The following is a 16,194-nucleotide window of genomic DNA, read 5'->3' on the forward strand; positions in this document are numbered from 1 at the left end:
GGATGGCCCTGTCGCGCCGCACCGGTCATCGATTCTCGGGCTCTGTCTGGCCCGGCTTCGTCGATGCGATGACGGGGCTTTTGATGGTTCTGACATTTGTGTTGACCATCTTCATGATCGTTCAGTTCGTGCTGCGCGAGACCATCTCGGGGCAAGAAGACGAACTGACCGCGCTGTCGGATGAGGTCGCGGCGCTGGCCGGTGCGCTGGGATTGGAAGAGCGCGAAAACAGCCGCCTGCAGGCGCGCCTGGGCACATTGAACACCACGCTTGGGCAGGTCGAGGATGAGCTGTCAGAGGCACAATCGCAGATCACAAGCTTCGAAGCTCAGGTCGCGGCTTTGCTGGCGGATCAGGAACGGGCGCGGGATGATATTGCTGCCTTGGTGGACCAACAGGATGCTTTGCTGCAGGAGCGCGATGAACTGCTGAATGAGCAGGATTCCCTGAACCTTGCCCTTGCCCAGAGCCGCAGCGAGATTGATGCCCAAACCGAAGCTGCGCGTCTGGCTGCTGCACGCCGCGAGGCGCTTGAGGCGTTGGTGGCCGAGCTGGAGGCCAGCGAAGCGGCGCAGGCAGGCCAGATTGCGGACCTTGCGCAGCAATTGACAGATGAAGAGGCTGCGCGTCTGGCCGAGGCTGCCGCGGCCGAGACCCTGCGCAACGGCCTTCAGGATGCGGATGCCGAGCTGACCGCGATGACGCTGGCGCTTGAGGCGCAGAGGCAGGAAGCCGAAGAAACCTTGACCCTGCTGGCTGCTGCACAGGCGGCACGTGCCCAGCTTGAGCAGCAATTTGGTGAGCTAAACCCGGACGAGCTGAAGGCCCAGTTGCAGGCAGCATTGGACGCGCAAACGCAGGCTCAGGCGCAGGCGGAGGAGCAAAGGTCACTTGCTGAAGAGCGCGCGGCTCTGCTGGCTGTGGCTCAGGGGGCGCTTGCGTCAGAGAAAGAAATCTCGACCGAGGCGCAGCGCCAGACTGCACTATTAAACCAGCAGATGTCGGCTTTGCGCAGCCAGCTGGGCTCGTTGCAGGCGCTGTTGGATGATTACGAAGAGCGTAACGCCGCCGCAGAGATCCAGATCCAGACGCTGGGTCAGGACCTGAACGCAGCCCTCGCCCGCGCTGCCTCGGAGGAGCGTCGTCGCCGGCTGCTGGAGGAGGCAGAGCGCATCAGGCTTGAGGCCGAGGCGGAAAGGCTGGCCGGGCAAAATCAGGAGCTGACTGCGCAGGCAGAAGATCTGCAACGCTATCGGTCCGAGTTCTTCGGACGGTTGCGGGATGTGCTGGGCGATCAAGAAGGCGTGCGCATCGAAGGCGACCGTTTTGTGTTCTCGTCCGAGGTGCTGTTTGATACGGGCTCGGCCGTTTTGTCGGCAGAGGGCCGTCAGGAAGTTGCCAAGGTGGCTGAGATTCTTCGGACGGTCGCCGCTGAAATCCCCGAGGGGTTGAACTGGGTCATCCGCGTCGATGGGCACACCGATAACGTGCCGCTGGGGGGTAGCGGTCGGTATCGCGACAACTGGGAGCTCAGCCAGGGCCGCGCATTGTCTGTGGTTCGGTTCATGGTCGAAGCGCTGGGAATTCCACCCAACCGTCTTGCGGCCAACGGGTTTGGAGAGTTCCAACCGGTCAACCCCGCCGACACGCCCGAAGCGCGCGCGCAGAACCGCCGGATCGAGTTGAAACTGACAGAGCGGTAAACAAAAAACGCCCGCCGAAAGGGCGGGCGCTATTTGTTTCTAAGGTCTCTGAATCAGTCCGCGGTCAGCAGCGGCGGCTTATCACCCGGAATGCGCGGCTGGTCGGGGCCGAGTGTTTCAAGGTTCAGCTCGCCTTTCTTGACCGAGACTCGGACGACGCCACCTTTGGCCAGTTTGCCGAACAGAAGCTCTTCGGCCAGAGGCTTCTTGATATGCTCTTGGATCACGCGGCCCAGTGGACGCGCGCCCATCTTGTCGTCATAGCCCTTGTCCGCCAGCCATTCGGCGGCTTTCGGCGTCAGATCGATGGTCACATTGCGATCGAGCAATTGTGCCTCAAGCTGCAGGACGAACTTCTCGACCACCTGCAGGATGACCGACTTTGGAAGCGGTGCGAAGGAAATCACCGCGTCCAGACGGTTGCGGAATTCCGGGGTGAACATGCGCTCAATTGCAGCGGTATCCTCACCTTCACGGCGATCACGGGCAAATCCGATAGCTGCCTTCGCTTGCTCCTGAGCACCTGCGTTCGAGGTCATGATCAGAACCACATTGCGGAAATTCACTGTACGGCCATTGTGGTCGGTCAGTTCACCGTGATCCATCACCTGCAGCAGGATGTTGAACACATCCGGATGCGCCTTTTCGATCTCATCCAGCAGCAGCACACAATGCGGGTGCTGGTCGACGCCATCCGTCAGCAGACCGCCCTGATCAAACCCGACATAGCCCGGAGGGGCACCAATCAGGCGGCTGACGGCATGCTTTTCCATGTACTCGGACATATCAAACCGCAGCAGCTCCACACCCAGCGTATCCGCCAGTTGTTTCGCAACCTCGGTCTTACCCACACCGGTTGGGCCAGCGAACAGGTAATTGCCGATGGGCTTCTCGGGTTCGCGCAGACCAGCACGAGCCAGTTTGATCGCACTGGACAGCGCCTCAATGGCTTCATCCTGACCGAACACCACCCGTTTCAGCGAGGTTTCGAGATCTTTCAGAACCTCCGCATCATCCTTGGTGACGTTCTTGGGCGGGATACGAGCGATCTTGGCGACAACGGCCTCGATCTCTTTCACGCCAATGGTCTTGCGACGTTTACTTTCGGCCAGCAGATGCTGTGCCGCCCCGGCTTCATCGATCACGTCGATGGCTTTGTCCGGCAGCTTACGGTCGTTGATGTAACGGGCCGACAATTCCACCGCAGTTTTGATCGCATCTGCGGTGTATTTGATCGCATGATGCTCTTCAAAATACGGCTTCAGGCCGCGCAGGATTTTCACGCTGTCTTCGACCGAGGGTTCATTTACGTCAATCTTCTGGAACCGGCGGCTCAGCGCACGATCCTTTTCGAAGTGTTGACGGAATTCCTTGTAGGTGGTTGAGCCCATGGTGCGCAGTTTTCCACCCTGCAGGGCAGGTTTCAGCAGGTTCGACGCATCCATGGCGCCGCCCGAAGTCGCACCGGCACCGATTACCGTGTGGATTTCGTCGATGAACAGCACTGCATCAGGGTGATCTTCCAACTCGGTCACGACCGCCTTCAGCCGTTCCTCGAAATCGCCGCGATAGCGAGTGCCCGCCAGCAGCGCGCCCATGTCCAACGAGTAGATTGTGGTTTCGGACAGCACGTCAGGTGCTTCCCCGGCGACGATCTTATGTGCCAGACCTTCCGCGATGGCGGTTTTTCCTACGCCCGGATCACCCACCAGCAGCGGGTTGTTCTTACGACGGCGGCACAGCACCTGAATGCAACGTTCTACTTCGTCCGAGCGACCGATCAGCGGGTCAACATCCCCGGCGCGCGATTTGGCGTTCAGGTCGACGCAGTATTTACCCAGCGCGCTTTCCTTCTGATCCGCCTCACCCGAGGTGGTCAGAGCTTCATCCTCAGCTTCATCCGCGCCGGTCACCGGACGGTTCTCTCCATAGGCGGGATCTTTTGCCACACCGTGGGCGATGAAGTTCACCGCGTCATAGCGGGTCATATCCTGTTCCTGCAGGAAGTATGCTGCGTTGCTTTCACGCTCGGCGAAGATGGCGACCAGTACATTGGCCCCGGTCACCTCGGTACGGCCGGAACTCTGTACATGGATCGCGGCGCGTTGAATAACACGCTGGAAGGCTGCGGTGGGTACCGCTTCGGACCCGTCGATATCGGTCACGAGGTTTGACAGGTCTTCGTCGATGAATTCGACCAGCGTGCTGCGCAACTCATCCAGATCGACGCTGCACGCTTTCATGACGCGCACCGCATCGGGTTCTTCCAGCAACGCCAGCAGCAGGTGCTCCAACGTCGCGAATTCATGTCGCCGTTCATTCGCCGCCGCAAGGGCCGCGTGGATGGCTTGTTCCAATGTGCTCGAGAATGAAGGCACGCGGGTGCTCCTCTATATTGGGCCGGAAGGGGGTCGAGTATCGGCAGGATCCCCATCCCAACCATGTCCTCATACTATTAGAGTTTGGTTGATCGTGGCCCGGCTTCAAGGGTTTTCTTGCACTTGACAGTCACATTTCCTGTGACCGTGGCCGTGAAGAGGGCCCTAAACGGCTCAAAAGCGGTCTTTTCGGGCACGAATCTCAGCAAAAACTGACGCAGGGTCAGCATTTTCCATGCCCAGATGCGCCTGAATCGCCGGATCAGCAGCGCGCAGAAACGGATTTGTGGCCTTTTCCAGCGACAGAAGCGAGGGCACAGTGGGTTCCCCGGCGGCGCGGGCACGATTGATATCGGCAACGCGATCTTGCAGGGCGGGATTGTCAGGATCGATTGTCAGGGCGAATTTGGCGTTTGATTGCGTATATTCGTGACCCGAACACACGATTGTTTCATCGGGCAATGCGGCCAGCTTGCTGAGAGAGGCCCACATTTGCGCTGGTTCCCCTTCGAACAAGCGCCCGCATCCCAGCGCCATCAGGCTGTCTGCGGTAAATACGGCGTCGCTTTTCGGCATGTAGAATGCAATGTGCCCTAATGTATGGCCCGGGACATCCAGTACTTCGACCGGTTCACCCCCGATATAGAACGTATTCCCCTCAACCACTGCTTGATCAAGCGGCGGCAGCCTGTGTTCATCGGCTTTGGCACCGATCACCCGCGCGGGCTGTGTCTCGAGTATACCCGTCAGTCCGTCCACGTGATCCCAGTGATGGTGGGTGAGCAACACGTGACTCAGCCGCCAACCACGCGCATTCAGTTCGGCCAGAATTGGAGCAGCCTCTGGCGCATCGATCAGTGCGGTCTCGCCGCTGGCCGGATCATGGGCGAGAAAGGCATAGTTGTCGCTCAGGCAGGGGACGGTAACGATCTCAAGAGGCATGGCCTTTTGCCCTTTCATTGCTAGACTGCGCCCAGCTAAGCCGATTGACCGGGTGTCCGCAATGCATCTTGATGTGCAGGATCTAAGAAACTTTTACTATCGCAGCACCCTGGGCCGCGCGGCGCAGGCGGCGATCCGTGGTCGGCTGGTTGATCTGTGGCCGGAAGCCAAGGGACAGACCGTGGTTGGCTTTGGCTTTGCTGTCCCCTTGTTGCGCCCGTATCTGGCAGATGCCCGCCGCGTGATCGGTCTGATGCCAGGACCACAAGGTGTGATGCCTTGGCCCGCGGGAATGCCCAATGTTTCAGTTCTGACGGAGGAGACGAAGTGGCCGATCGAAACCGGGCATGTCGATAAACTGGTCGTCATGCATGGCTTGGAAACGTCGAGTCGCCCAAGTCAGTTACTTGAGGAATGTTGGCGCGTGCTGGGTCCCGGTGGCCGCGCATTGTTTGTGGTACCGAACCGGGCCGGGCTCTGGTCGCGAACCGACAAGACGCCCTTTGGTTTCGGGCGACCATATTCCGCGACACAGCTTGAGAACCAGTTGCGGGCACATCACTTTGTGCCGGAAAACCATTGCTCGGCACTATATCTGCCGCCTTCCTTCCGTCGGTTCTGGCTCAAGTCCGGCAGCCTGATCGAAAAAACCGGGCAGCGTATTCCAACGGTCATGGCCGGTGGGGTGCTGATGGTCGAGGTCAGCAAACTCATTCGTCCGCCCAGTGGAAGTGTGACCAAGGACACCGCCAAACGACCGATCAAGGCGCTGGATGGTTTGTTGAAGCCTGCATGACAATCCCACCCGTTCGACAGGGAAAAATTGCGGAAAAAAAGTCACAGGAATCGCAAAAACCTGCATATTCGTAACATTTTTCAACTGCCGTAACCGGTCCAAAGGGTCGCACTTGGTGTAAGTATTTGAAAGTTAAAGGTTTGTGGATAATTCTGTTACCGCTATAGCGTATTGCTTGGTTGGAACACCTCTGCTACATCCCCGGTGATTTTGATCCCCGCCCTTTATGGACGGGGTTTCTTCACGCCCCCGGGGTGGCCGCGCGCGCGGTTTTCGGGGCCTAAAGTATCGGAAGGGTGGACGTGTCCGAACCAGCTTCGATTTCCACAGGCATCGCCGAGCGCTATGCCACTGCGATCTTCGAGATCGCGAAAGAGAATAATGACCTTGCAGGTCTGGAAACCGGCATCAATGATCTGTCAGCAGCTCTGGGCGAAAGCGCCGAATTGCGCGACCTGATCGCCTCGCCTCTGGTTTCCCGCGCCGAACAGGAAGGCGCGATTACAGCAGTTGCGGACAAGATGGGGTTGCATGCAATCCTGCGCAACACGCTGGGTTTGATGGCGCAGAAACGCCGCCTGTTTGTTGTACCTCAGCTGGTGCAGGTCCTGCGCGACATGCTTGCTGAAGAGCGTGGCGAAGTGACCGCCGATGTCGCCTCGGCCAAGGCGCTGACCAAGACACAACTGGATAAACTGTCCAAGACGCTGTCCGAGCGTGTGGGCAAGACCGTGACTATCAATGCGACCGTGGATGAAAGCCTCATCGGCGGTCTTGTCGTTAAAGTGGGCTCGAAAATGATCGATAGCTCGATCCGTTCGAAGCTGAACTCCCTACAGAATGCAATGAAAGAGGTCGGATAAATGGGAATCCAAGCTGCAGAGATTTCTGCAATCCTGAAGGACCAGATCAAGAATTTTGGTCAGGAAGCGGAAGTGGCCGAGATCGGCCGCGTGCTGAGCGTCGGTGACGGGATTGCCCGTGTATACGGCCTGGACAACGTGCAAGCGGGTGAGATGGTCGAATTCCCCGGTGGCATCATGGGCATGGCCCTGAACCTGGAAAGCGACAACGTTGGTGTCGTTATCTTCGGTTCTGACCGTGACATTAAAGAAGGTGACACCGTCAAGCGCACCAACTCGATCGTGGACGTTCCGATTGGTGACGAGCTGCTGGGCCGCGTTGTTGACGGTCTGGGTAACCCGCTGGACGGCAAAGGCCCGATCAACGCCTCCAAGCGTGGCGTTGCAGACGTCAAAGCGCCCGGCATCATCCCGCGTAAATCGGTGCATGAGCCGATGGCAACTGGCCTGAAATCGGTTGACGCGATGATCCCGATTGGCCGTGGCCAGCGGGAACTGATCATTGGTGACCGTCAGACCGGTAAAACCGCTGTCGCTTTGGACACCATCCTGAACCAGAAAGTTTACAACGAAGCCGCAGGCGACGACGAGTCGAAGAAACTGTACTGCGTCTACGTTGCGGTTGGTCAGAAGCGTTCGACCGTTGCGCAGCTGGTGAAGAAACTGGAAGAGTCCGGCGCGATTGAATACTCGATCGTTGTGGCCGCGACCGCGTCCGACCCGGCTCCGATGCAGTTCCTGGCGCCTTACGCCGCGACTGCGATGGCAGAATACTTCCGTGACAACGGTCGCCACGCGCTGATCATCTATGATGACCTGTCGAAACAGGCTGTTTCGTATCGTCAGATGTCGCTGCTGCTGCGCCGTCCGCCCGGACGTGAAGCCTATCCTGGTGACGTTTTCTATCTTCACTCCCGTCTGCTGGAACGTTCGGCGAAGCTGAACGAGGACTTCGGTGCGGGTTCGCTGACCGCTCTGCCGGTTATCGAAACTCAGGGTGGTGACGTATCAGCCTTTATTCCGACCAACGTGATCTCGATCACCGACGGCCAGATCTTCCTGGAAACCGAACTGTTCTACCAAGGCATCCGTCCTGCTGTGAACACCGGTCTGTCGGTTTCGCGTGTGGGCTCTTCGGCTCAGACCAACGCGATGAAGTCAGTTGCTGGTCCGGTTAAACTGGAACTGGCTCAGTATCGCGAAATGGCTGCGTTTGCGCAGTTTGGTTCGGACCTCGATGCCGCAACTCAGCAGCTGCTGAACCGTGGTGCGCGTCTGACCGAGCTGATGAAACAGCCGCAGTACTCGCCGCTGACCAACGCGGAAATCGTCTGCGTCATCTTCGCAGGTACCAACGGTTACCTCGACAAGATCGACGTATCGGATGTTGGCCGCTATGAGGCCGGTTTGCTGGCGCACCTGCGCGGCAAGCATGCCGACCTGCTTCAGTGGCTCACTGACGAAGATCCGAAGATCAAAGGTGATGCGTCCGACAAGATCAAGGCAGCGATCGACGAATACGCCGCAACCTTCGCTTGATAGGAGGTTCCGATGCCTAGTCTGAAGGACCTTAAAAACAGGATCGAGTCGGTCAAATCGACCCGCAAGATCACCAAGGCCATGCAGATGGTCGCGGCAGCAAAACTGCGTCGCGCCCAGGAATCTGCCGAAGCCTCGCGTCCCTATGCCGAGCGGTTCAATGCCGTGATGGCGGGGCTGGCGGCTTCGGTCGGGGGCAGCGACAGCGCCCCCAAGCTGCTCCGTGGTACGGGCAGTGATGATGTCCATCTGCTGGTTGTGATGACAGCTGAACGCGGCCTGTGTGGCGGCTTCAACGCGAACATCGCCAAGCTTGCCCGCGCCAAAGCGGACGAGCTGCGCGGCAAAGGCAAGACGGTCAAGGTTCTGACCGTCGGCAAGAAAGGCCGCGACGCGCTCAAGCGTGATTTTGGCGATCTGTTCGTTGGACATATCGACCTGAGCGAGGTCAAGCGTCTGGGGTATTCCAACGCGCAGGACATCGCCAAGGACGTCCTGTCCCGCTTTGACGGGGGTGAGTTCGACGTTGCCACGATCTTCTACTCGAAGTTCGTCAACGTTGTGACCCAGATCCCGACGGCACAGCAGGTCATCCCCGCCTCGTTCGAAGACGAAGCGACGGGTGACGACAGCGGTGCCATTTTCGACTACGAGCCCAGCGAAGAGGCCATCCTGGCCGACTTGCTGCCCAAGGGGGTTGCGACCGCAATCTTCTCGGCTCTGCTCGAAAACGGAGCGTCTGAACAGGGTGCACGGATGTCCGCGATGGACAACGCGACACGCAACGCGGGTGAGATGATCGACAAGCTGACGATCCAGTTCAACCGCTCGCGTCAGGCCGTGATCACCAACGAGCTGATTGAAATTATTTCCGGCGCCGAAGCGCTGTAAGAAAACCGGAGACGAAACATGGCGAATGCAAAAGGCAAAGTCACACAGATCATCGGGGCCGTCGTCGACGTGCACTTCGAAGATCAGCTGCCTGAAATTCTGAACGCGCTGGAAACCACCAACAACGGCAAGCGCCTAGTGTTGGAAGTTGCTCAGCACCTGGGTGAAAACACCGTCCGCACCATCGCGATGGACGCGACCGAAGGTCTGGTTCGTGGCGAGGCCGTGACCGACACTGGCGCACCGATCTCGGTTCCCGTTGGTAACGCCACCCTGGGCCGCATCCTGAACGTGGTTGGTGAGCCGATCGACGAAAAAGGCCCGGTTGAAGCGACCGAAGCCCGCGCGATCCACCAGCCCGCGCCGACCTTTGATGAACAGTCGACCGAGTCGGAAGTTCTGGTTACCGGAATCAAGGTCGTTGACCTGCTGGCCCCCTACGCCAAAGGCGGTAAAATCGGCCTGTTCGGCGGTGCCGGCGTTGGTAAAACCGTTCTGATCATGGAACTGATCAACAACATCGCAAAAGTGCACTCAGGCTTCTCGGTGTTCGCGGGTGTTGGTGAACGGACCCGTGAGGGGAACGACCTGTACCACGAGATGATCGAATCGAACGTTATTAAGCCGGACAACCTGTCGGAATCGCAGGTTGCCCTGGTTTACGGTCAGATGAACGAACCTCCCGGAGCGCGTGCACGTGTTGCTCTGACAGGTCTGACACTGGCCGAGCAGTTCCGCGACCAGTCCGGTACCGACGTTCTGTTCTTCGTCGACAACATCTTCCGCTTCACGCAGGCGGGTTCCGAGGTTTCGGCTCTGCTGGGTCGTATTCCTTCGGCGGTGGGCTACCAGCCGACCCTGGCCACCGACATGGGCGCCCTGCAGGAACGCATCACCTCGACCAAGTCGGGCTCGATCACGTCCGTGCAGGCGATCTACGTGCCTGCGGATGACTTGACCGACCCTGCGCCGGCAACCTCGTTTGCCCACTTGGACGCGACCACCGTTCTGAACCGTGCGATCTCGGAAAAGGGTATTTACCCGGCGGTTGACCCGCTCGACTCGACCTCGCGTCTGCTCGACCCGGCCATCGTGGGTGAAGAGCACTACAAGGTCGCGACCGACGTTCAGCAGATCCTTCAGCGCTACAAGTCGCTGCAGGACATCATCGCCATCCTCGGCATGGACGAACTGTCGGAAGAGGATAAACTGACCGTGGCCCGTGCCCGTAAGATCGAGCGCTTCCTGTCGCAGCCGTTCGACGTGGCCGAGGTCTTCACCGGCTCGCCGGGCGTTCAGGTTCCTCTGGAAGTCACCATCTCGTCGTTCAAAGCCGTTGTGGCTGGCGAATACGATCACCTGCCCGAAGCGGCCTTCCTGATGGTTGGTGGCATCGAAGAAGTGATCGCCAAAGCCGAGAAGATGGCAGCAGAAGCCGCCTAAGGAGTATCCCTGATGGCAAACACGATGCAATTCGACCTCGTCAGCCCCGAGCGGAGCCTAGCTTCGCTCGCGGTTACCGCGGTCCAGATTCCCGGCGCGGACGGGGACATGACGGCGATGCCCGACCATGCCCCTACCATCACAACGCTGCGCCCCGGTCTGCTGAAGGTTGAGGCACCCGAAGGAGCCAGCGAATACCTGGTCACCGGCGGGTTTGCCCAGATCAACGGCGATGGCCTGTCGGTTCTGGCAGAAAAGGCCATTCCGGTTGCCGAGGTGACCCGGTCGCATCTGGACGACCTGATCGCTGAGGCCCGCGCTTCGCATGAGGCGGCAAAGGAAGGCGATGATCAGACCATCGTCGACGACGCCGCCAAGCTGCTGGCCGACATGGAAGCCCTTGGAACGCATATGAGCCTGTAAAGGTTCATGACAATCTATGCATTGAAACGGCCTCGCGGTTGCGGGGCCGTTTTTTGTCGTGCTTTCGTCATAGCCGCAGGTTAAGGTGCGGGAATTGAAAGAAAAGACGACAGAATGAAGAAATTTCTGACACACCCCATCGGCATTGATCAGGGCGAAGAAGTCCTGTTTTCGGACTTCGCCGATGGAGGATATATGTGGACCGGAGAAGGCGCGCGTGAGCGGTGCATGGCGATCCGGTTCAGCGAACCCTTTCGCTCGATCCCCATTGTTCAGATTGGTGTGTCGCTGTGGGATGTCGACACGTCCTCAGCGCTGCGGGCAGAAGTTCAGGCCAAAGACATCACGCCCGAAGGGTTCAATGCCGTTTTCCGGACCTGGTCAGACACGCGCATCGCACGTATCCGCGTCACTTGGACTGCTATGGGCGAGGTAAAGCACCCGGACGACTGGGACATTTCCTGAAGGGCAGGGCGTTAATCGCCCCGCGCCTCGATCATGTCCACTCGGGTTGCATGACGACCGCCTTCGAATTCGGCCGACAGAAACGCATCTACGATATCCAGCGCCAGTCCCTCGCCGATGACGCGTGCGCCGATCGACAGCATATTGGCATCGTTGTGCTGACGGATCATTTGTGCCGAGAACGTGTCTGAACATACGCCACAACGGATGCCCGGCACTTTGTTGGCGGCCATCATGATACCCTGTCCGGTACCGCAAAGAATGATGCCCAACTGGCAATCGCCCGAGGCGACCGCCTCGGCTGCGGCTTTGCCGTGCAGGGGGTAATGCGTGCTTTCAGGTGTCGTCGGACCGATATCGACAACCTCCCAGCCTTGCGGCGTCAGATGGTTGGCGATGGCCTGGCGCAATTCAATCGCAGCGTGGTCACTGGACAGAACAATTCGGTTTTTCCCGGTCACGTATTAGTCTCCTGCTCAGTCCATGTGGTAAAGCGACTCGTAGATCGGCGTCAGTGTCTTATCCTCAAACAACGAGGAGACGCTTGTCCCGTTCCAGATATTCAGGATGGCCTGCGTGAAGATCGGAGCCGTGGGTACGATGCGAATGTTGGGAGCATTCGCGACCTCTGGCTTCGGCTGAATCGAGTCTGTCAGAACCAGTGATTTCATCACTGAATTCGTAACACGTTCAACCGCCGGGCCACTCATGACACCATGGGTGATATACGAGTGCACCTCTTTGGCCCCATTGTCGATCAGCACCTGAGCCGCCTTGCAAAGCGTACCAGCAGTGTCACACATATCGTCGACGATCAGACAGATCTTGCCCTTCACGTCCCCAATCACAGTCATTTCAGCGACCTCACCCGCTTTTTCGCGGCGCTTGTCCACAATTGACAGCGGCGCGTTGATGCGTTTGGCCAGTTCGCGGGCGCGGGCCACACCGCCGACATCGGGCGACACCACCATCAGGTCATCCATTTGATCCTTGAACTGCTTTTTCACATCCAGCGCAAAGATCGGCGAGGCATAGAGGTTGTCGACCGGCATATCGAAAAAGCCCTGAATCTGCGCGGCGTGCAGATCCATGGTCAGGATACGCTCGATCCCGGCGCCAGTCAGCATATTGGCAACCAGCTTGGCGCTGATCGGCGTACGCGCTTTGGTGCGGCGGTCCTGACGGGCATAGCCGAAATAAGGGATGACAGCAGTAATGCGGGCCGCCGAAGAGCGGCGCAGAGCGTCGGCGATGATCAACAGTTCCATCAGATTGTCATTGGCCGGGTTCGAAGTCGGCTGGATAATGAACATATCCTCGCCGCGCACATTCTCGAACACCTCGACGAAGATCTCGCCGTCATTGAACCGTTCGACGCGCGCCTCGACCAGACCTTGATCGACGCCGCGATGCAGGCTCATGCGTCGGGCAATGGTTTCGGCAAGCGGAAGATTGGCGTTCCCAGCAATGAGCTTGGGTTCGTGCAGTGTCGGCATCGGCTGATTATCCCCGGGCAGCAATGGCAATGTGACAGATTCGTGATGTTGACACCGCTTAGCATGGCCTTACCGTCCCGCAAAGATAACGCAGCGGAGAAAGTACACATGACCCAGATTGACTACTATTTTGCGACAATTTCGCCCTATTCCTATCTGGCAGGTACACGGCTGGAAGAGGTCGCCGCCAAACATGGCGCAACGATCAACTACAAACCACTTGATATCATCGCATTGTTCGGCAGGACCGGTGGCACCCCACCCAAAGACCGTCATATTTCACGCATCGAATACCGCGCGCAGGAACTGCTGCGCCAGTCAAAGACGCTGGGTATGGATTTCAACCTGCAACCAGCCCATTGGCCGACCAATATGGCGCCGTCCTCTTATGCAGTGATCGCTGCCGTTCAGGATGGCTCGGGTGATGTAGGACAGCTGTGCCACTCTTTCCTGCGTGCCTGCTGGGCCGAGGAAAAAGATATCGCCGAAGATAGCGTGATCCGAGACTGCCTGACACAGGCGGGCTTCGACCCGAAACTGGCCGATACCGGTCTGCTGGCGGGGGCTGAAACCTACGCAGCCAATCTCGAAGAAGCAGTGGACCGCGGTGTATTCGGCGCGCCGTTCTATATTACACCTGATGATCAAAGGTTCTGGGGTCAGGACCGCCTCGACGACCTCGACCGCCATCTCGCAACGCTGACGGGTTAGTCCAACCCCGCTTGCTTCATCTGGCTAAAAATATCTCGGGGGAATCGCAGCTTGCTGCGATGGGGGCAGGGCCCCCGCCCCCTATAGCAAGGCCAGAAACTGATCGATCTGGTCCGCCGGTGTGGACCAGTCACAAACCAGACGGCACGCCAACATTTCATCCTCATCTGCGCCCTCCAGTGTATCACCCCACAAGTGATATACCGCGCCAGCGTCATGCAACTTGCGATGCAGACTGCGAGGGAAACGTGCAAAAATCATGTTGGCCTGAGGCTCATGCAAGAACGCAGCCCCGGCGGCGCGCAGCCCGTCAGCCAAACGTGCGCAATTGGCATTCGCCTGCCGCGCCGAGCGTAGCCACAGATCGTCCTGCAGATAGGCCGCCATCTGCGCCGACAGATAGCGGTGCTTGGAAAACAGATGCGCCCCGCGTTTGCGTCGCAGCTCAAATTCCCAGGCTTTGCTTTCGTCGAAAAACACCACTGCTTCGACACCCATCAACCCGTTCTTGGTGCCACCGAAACTGACTGCATCCACACCGGATTTCCAAGTCATCTCAGCCGGAGAGCAGTTCAACGCAACCAAAGCGTTGGTGAGCCGCGCGCCATCCATATGGACCGGCAGGTTATACTCCTTGGCCACCCCGCAAAGCGCTTGCAGCTCTCCCAGCGAATACACCGATCCACGTTCAGTTACCTGCGTGATCGAAACCGGCCCGCGTTGCGGCCCGTGCACGCCGCGGGTTTCCTCGCCTTCGATAGATCGGCGCAAAGCCTCGGGGGCCATCTTGTCCTCACCGGGCACGATGGTCAGCTTGGCCCCGCTATAGAACTCCGGCGCGTTGCATTCGTCCTCATGGATATGTGCCACGGGCGAGCAAAAGACGGTTTCCCACGGCTGAGACAATGTGGCCAGAGCCAGCGAATTCGCCGCCGTTCCCGTAGCCACCAGATATACCGCCGCGCCGGGGGCTTCAAAGATTCCTCGGATTTGGTCGCGCACTTCGTTCATCAGAACGTCCGCGCCATAAGCCATTTGATAGCCCTGATTGGCTTCCGCCAATGCGGCCAAAACCTCGGGATGGACGGGCCCGGAATTGTCAGAGGCAAAATGCATCAGCTCGGCTCCTCGATGATATAATCTTCCCACTCTTCCAAGGGGGTTTCGAATTCAGACACGGTACGTCCCTGCACGGAAATGCCTGCGGCATGAACGCTGTCCGGCGTACCTGACAGCAACGGGTGCCAATCGTAAAGAGGTTTCCCCTCCCACAACAAACGATAGGCGCAGGTCTGCGGCAGCCAATAGGCATGGCTGTCGATGTTGTCGGGGCGCATCACGATGCATTCGGGCACGAATTGATGCCGGATGTCATATTGCGTGCAGCGGCAGCTTTCATCATCCAACAGACGGCAGGCGACGCAGGTTAGGGCGACCTCGCCGGTGTCTTCATCTTCCAGCTTGTTGAGGCAACATTTGCCGCAGCCGTCGCATAGTGCTTCCCACTCGCGTGGGTTCATCTTCTGCAGTGGCTTGCGCTCCCAGAAGCGCGGGGCCAGCCCGTCTCGGTCGATGGGGTCCTTGGTCATTGAGCGGCCAGAAGAGCACGGGCGCGGGCGCAATCGTCATTCATTTGGGCGATCAGCCCATCAAGGCCGTCGAAGGTCATTTCGGGCCGTAGGTAATCGACCAACCCCACCGAAAGGGTCGCGCCATAGAGGTCGCCTGAGAAATCGAACAGGAAGGTTTCGATATTGGGGACTTGCCCATGGAACATGGGACGTGTCCCAACTGACGCTGCCCCACGATAGCTGCCCTGATGTGGGCCATCGAGAACATCTACCAAAACCGCGTAGACCCCGAATTTCGGCGGATGCAGCCCCTCGATCGACATGTTTGCGGTCGGGAATCCCAACTCACGCCCGCGCTGTTCGCCCCCGACGACTTCGCCTTCGATACGATGCCAATGCCCCAGCATCGCGGCAGCGTCGCGCGGGCGACCTTCAGACAGTGCCGTCCGGATTGCGGTGGACGAGACCACATTCTCCGACCGCTCCATCAACGGAGCGATCGTGACGCCAAAGCCCATCTCATCGCCGAACCGCTGCAGATCTTGCGGTGTGCCGCTGCGCCCTTTGCCAAAGCAGAAATCGGCGCCTACGACCACATGCGCCAGGCCCAATCCGTCACAAATCACATTTCGCGCAAATTCCTCCGGTGTCAGCCCCGCCAAGGCTGCGTTGAACGGCAACTCATAAAGCTTCTGCACCCCCAGCTTCTGCAGCCGGTGCGCCCGTGCATTTCCCCGCATCAGGCGAAAGGGCGGGGCGTCGGGAGCGAAATATTCGCGTGGATGAGGCTCGAATGTCATCACACCCAATGGCGCGGTCGGTTCAGCCTCGCGCGCCAGCTGGATGACGGATTGGTGCCCTAGATGGACCCCGTCAAAGTTCCCGATAGCGACACTTGCGCCGCGGTCTTCCGGCTCAACAAATTGAAAGTCACGTATGATCTGCATGAGGATTGCCTAACGAGAGTGTCGGG

16 protein-coding genes are annotated in these 16,194 nt (G+C 58.8%); 9 read left to right on the top strand and 7 right to left on the bottom strand.

Annotation, left to right across the window (positions count from 1 at the left end):
* Positions 1 to 2: 2 nt before the first annotated feature.
* Entirely contained in the window at positions 3 to 1,703 is a 1,701-nt protein-coding gene (locus tag ACR0IV_RS00070; RefSeq protein WP_480658517.1) for a peptidoglycan -binding protein, read from the top strand.
* A gap of 53 nt (positions 1,704 to 1,756) precedes the next feature.
* Here the strand turns inward: ACR0IV_RS00070 and clpA are convergent, their stop codons facing one another.
* Both clpA and gloB read right to left on the bottom strand, forming a co-directional pair.
* Positions 1,757 to 4,081, bottom strand: a complete 2,325-nt coding sequence (clpA, locus tag ACR0IV_RS00075; protein WP_480658516.1) for an ATP-dependent Clp protease ATP-binding subunit ClpA — start codon at positions 4,079 to 4,081, stop codon at positions 1,757 to 1,759.
* 174 nt (positions 4,082 to 4,255) lie between these two features.
* Positions 4,256 to 5,023: a hydroxyacylglutathione hydrolase gene (gene gloB, locus ACR0IV_RS00080; protein WP_480658514.1), complete on the bottom strand. Its 768-nt coding sequence runs from the start codon at positions 5,021 to 5,023 to the stop codon at positions 4,256 to 4,258.
* A 61-nt stretch (positions 5,024 to 5,084) separates the two neighbouring features.
* On the opposite strand from gloB, the gene ACR0IV_RS00085 reads away from it, so the two are divergent.
* The 7 genes from ACR0IV_RS00085 to ACR0IV_RS00115 all read left to right on the top strand — a co-directional run bounded on the left by ACR0IV_RS00085 (position 5,085) and on the right by ACR0IV_RS00115 (position 11,443).
* A complete protein-coding gene (locus tag ACR0IV_RS00085) occupies positions 5,085 to 5,819 on the top strand; it encodes a class I SAM-dependent methyltransferase (protein WP_480658512.1) in 735 nt (244 codons plus the stop codon).
* A 302-nt stretch (positions 5,820 to 6,121) separates the two neighbouring features.
* Complete coding sequence (locus ACR0IV_RS00090) at positions 6,122 to 6,682, top strand: F0F1 ATP synthase subunit delta (RefSeq protein ID WP_480658511.1); 561 nt, start codon at positions 6,122 to 6,124, stop codon at positions 6,680 to 6,682.
* Positions 6,683 to 8,221, top strand: coding sequence for a F0F1 ATP synthase subunit alpha (gene atpA, locus ACR0IV_RS00095; RefSeq protein ID WP_480470576.1), 1,539 nt, complete (start codon positions 6,683 to 6,685; stop codon positions 8,219 to 8,221).
* Between the two features lie 12 nt (positions 8,222 to 8,233).
* Positions 8,234 to 9,112 carry a F0F1 ATP synthase subunit gamma gene (locus ACR0IV_RS00100; protein ID WP_480658510.1) on the top strand — a complete coding sequence of 293 codons (879 nt, stop codon included), beginning with the start codon at positions 8,234 to 8,236 and terminating at the stop codon, positions 9,110 to 9,112.
* A gap of 18 nt (positions 9,113 to 9,130) precedes the next feature.
* Complete coding sequence (gene atpD, locus ACR0IV_RS00105; protein ID WP_480658509.1) at positions 9,131 to 10,555, top strand: F0F1 ATP synthase subunit beta; 1,425 nt, start codon at positions 9,131 to 9,133, stop codon at positions 10,553 to 10,555.
* Between the two features lie 12 nt (positions 10,556 to 10,567).
* Positions 10,568 to 10,978, top strand: coding sequence for a F0F1 ATP synthase subunit epsilon (locus ACR0IV_RS00110; RefSeq protein ID WP_480470574.1), 411 nt, complete (start codon positions 10,568 to 10,570; stop codon positions 10,976 to 10,978).
* A 114-nt stretch (positions 10,979 to 11,092) separates the two neighbouring features.
* Positions 11,093 to 11,443 carry an H-type lectin domain-containing protein gene (locus tag ACR0IV_RS00115; RefSeq protein WP_480658507.1) on the top strand — a complete coding sequence of 117 codons (351 nt, stop codon included), beginning with the start codon at positions 11,093 to 11,095 and terminating at the stop codon, positions 11,441 to 11,443.
* An 11-nt stretch (positions 11,444 to 11,454) separates the two neighbouring features.
* Here the strand turns inward: ACR0IV_RS00115 and rpiB are convergent, their stop codons facing one another.
* Entirely contained in the window at positions 11,455 to 11,904 is a 450-nt protein-coding gene (rpiB, locus tag ACR0IV_RS00120; RefSeq protein ID WP_480658506.1) for a ribose 5-phosphate isomerase B, read from the bottom strand.
* Between the two features lie 15 nt (positions 11,905 to 11,919).
* Positions 11,920 to 12,939 carry a ribose-phosphate pyrophosphokinase gene (locus tag ACR0IV_RS00125; protein ID WP_480470571.1) on the bottom strand — a complete coding sequence of 340 codons (1,020 nt, stop codon included), beginning with the start codon at positions 12,937 to 12,939 and terminating at the stop codon, positions 11,920 to 11,922.
* Positions 12,940 to 13,047: 108 nt separating this feature from the next.
* Here ACR0IV_RS00125 and ACR0IV_RS00130 point away from each other — a divergent pair, with 108 nt between their 5' ends.
* Positions 13,048 to 13,650 carry a DsbA family protein gene (locus tag ACR0IV_RS00130; RefSeq protein ID WP_480658503.1) on the top strand — a complete coding sequence of 201 codons (603 nt, stop codon included), beginning with the start codon at positions 13,048 to 13,050 and terminating at the stop codon, positions 13,648 to 13,650.
* Between the two features lie 81 nt (positions 13,651 to 13,731).
* Here ACR0IV_RS00130 and ACR0IV_RS00135 read toward each other — a convergent pair whose 3' ends face one another.
* The 3 genes from ACR0IV_RS00135 to ACR0IV_RS00145 are packed head-to-tail and all read right to left on the bottom strand — an operon-like array spanning position 13,732 to position 16,168.
* Positions 13,732 to 14,766, bottom strand: coding sequence for a threonine aldolase family protein (locus ACR0IV_RS00135; protein WP_480658502.1), 1,035 nt, complete (start codon positions 14,764 to 14,766; stop codon positions 13,732 to 13,734).
* Positions 14,766 to 15,239: a YcgN family cysteine cluster protein gene (locus tag ACR0IV_RS00140; protein ID WP_480470568.1), complete on the bottom strand. Its 474-nt coding sequence runs from the start codon at positions 15,237 to 15,239 to the stop codon at positions 14,766 to 14,768. The genes ACR0IV_RS00135 and ACR0IV_RS00140 overlap by 1 nt, the downstream gene beginning before the upstream one ends.
* Positions 15,236 to 16,168, bottom strand: a complete 933-nt coding sequence (locus ACR0IV_RS00145; RefSeq protein WP_480658499.1) for a bifunctional riboflavin kinase/FAD synthetase — start codon at positions 16,166 to 16,168, stop codon at positions 15,236 to 15,238. The genes ACR0IV_RS00140 and ACR0IV_RS00145 overlap by 4 nt, the downstream gene beginning before the upstream one ends.
* Positions 16,169 to 16,194 lie beyond the last annotated feature (26 nt).

The sequence above is a fragment of the Ruegeria sp. C2 genome (genome assembly GCF_056537765.1).

Excerpts from the sequence above, each read along its gene's own strand:
- ACR0IV_RS00070 (WP_480658517.1), top strand. The coding sequence starts at position 3 with ATGGCCCTGTCGCGCCGCACCGGTCATCGATTCTCGGGCTCTGTCTGG.
- gloB (WP_480658514.1), bottom strand. The coding sequence starts at position 5,023 with ATGCCTCTTGAGATCGTTACCGTCCCCTGCCTGAGCGACAACTATGCC.
- ACR0IV_RS00085 (WP_480658512.1), top strand. The coding sequence starts at position 5,085 with ATGCATCTTGATGTGCAGGATCTAAGAAACTTTTACTATCGCAGCACC.
- atpA (WP_480470576.1), top strand. The coding sequence starts at position 6,683 with ATGGGAATCCAAGCTGCAGAGATTTCTGCAATCCTGAAGGACCAGATC.
- ACR0IV_RS00100 (WP_480658510.1), top strand. The coding sequence starts at position 8,234 with ATGCCTAGTCTGAAGGACCTTAAAAACAGGATCGAGTCGGTCAAATCG.
- atpD (WP_480658509.1), top strand. The coding sequence starts at position 9,131 with ATGGCGAATGCAAAAGGCAAAGTCACACAGATCATCGGGGCCGTCGTC.
- ACR0IV_RS00110 (WP_480470574.1), top strand. The coding sequence starts at position 10,568 with ATGGCAAACACGATGCAATTCGACCTCGTCAGCCCCGAGCGGAGCCTA.
- ACR0IV_RS00115 (WP_480658507.1), top strand. The coding sequence starts at position 11,093 with ATGAAGAAATTTCTGACACACCCCATCGGCATTGATCAGGGCGAAGAA.
- ACR0IV_RS00125 (WP_480470571.1), bottom strand. The coding sequence starts at position 12,939 with ATGCCGACACTGCACGAACCCAAGCTCATTGCTGGGAACGCCAATCTT.
- ACR0IV_RS00130 (WP_480658503.1), top strand. The coding sequence starts at position 13,048 with ATGACCCAGATTGACTACTATTTTGCGACAATTTCGCCCTATTCCTAT.
- ACR0IV_RS00135 (WP_480658502.1), bottom strand. The coding sequence starts at position 14,766 with ATGCATTTTGCCTCTGACAATTCCGGGCCCGTCCATCCCGAGGTTTTG.
- ACR0IV_RS00140 (WP_480470568.1), bottom strand. The coding sequence starts at position 15,239 with ATGACCAAGGACCCCATCGACCGAGACGGGCTGGCCCCGCGCTTCTGG.
- ACR0IV_RS00145 (WP_480658499.1), bottom strand. The coding sequence starts at position 16,168 with ATGCAGATCATACGTGACTTTCAATTTGTTGAGCCGGAAGACCGCGGC.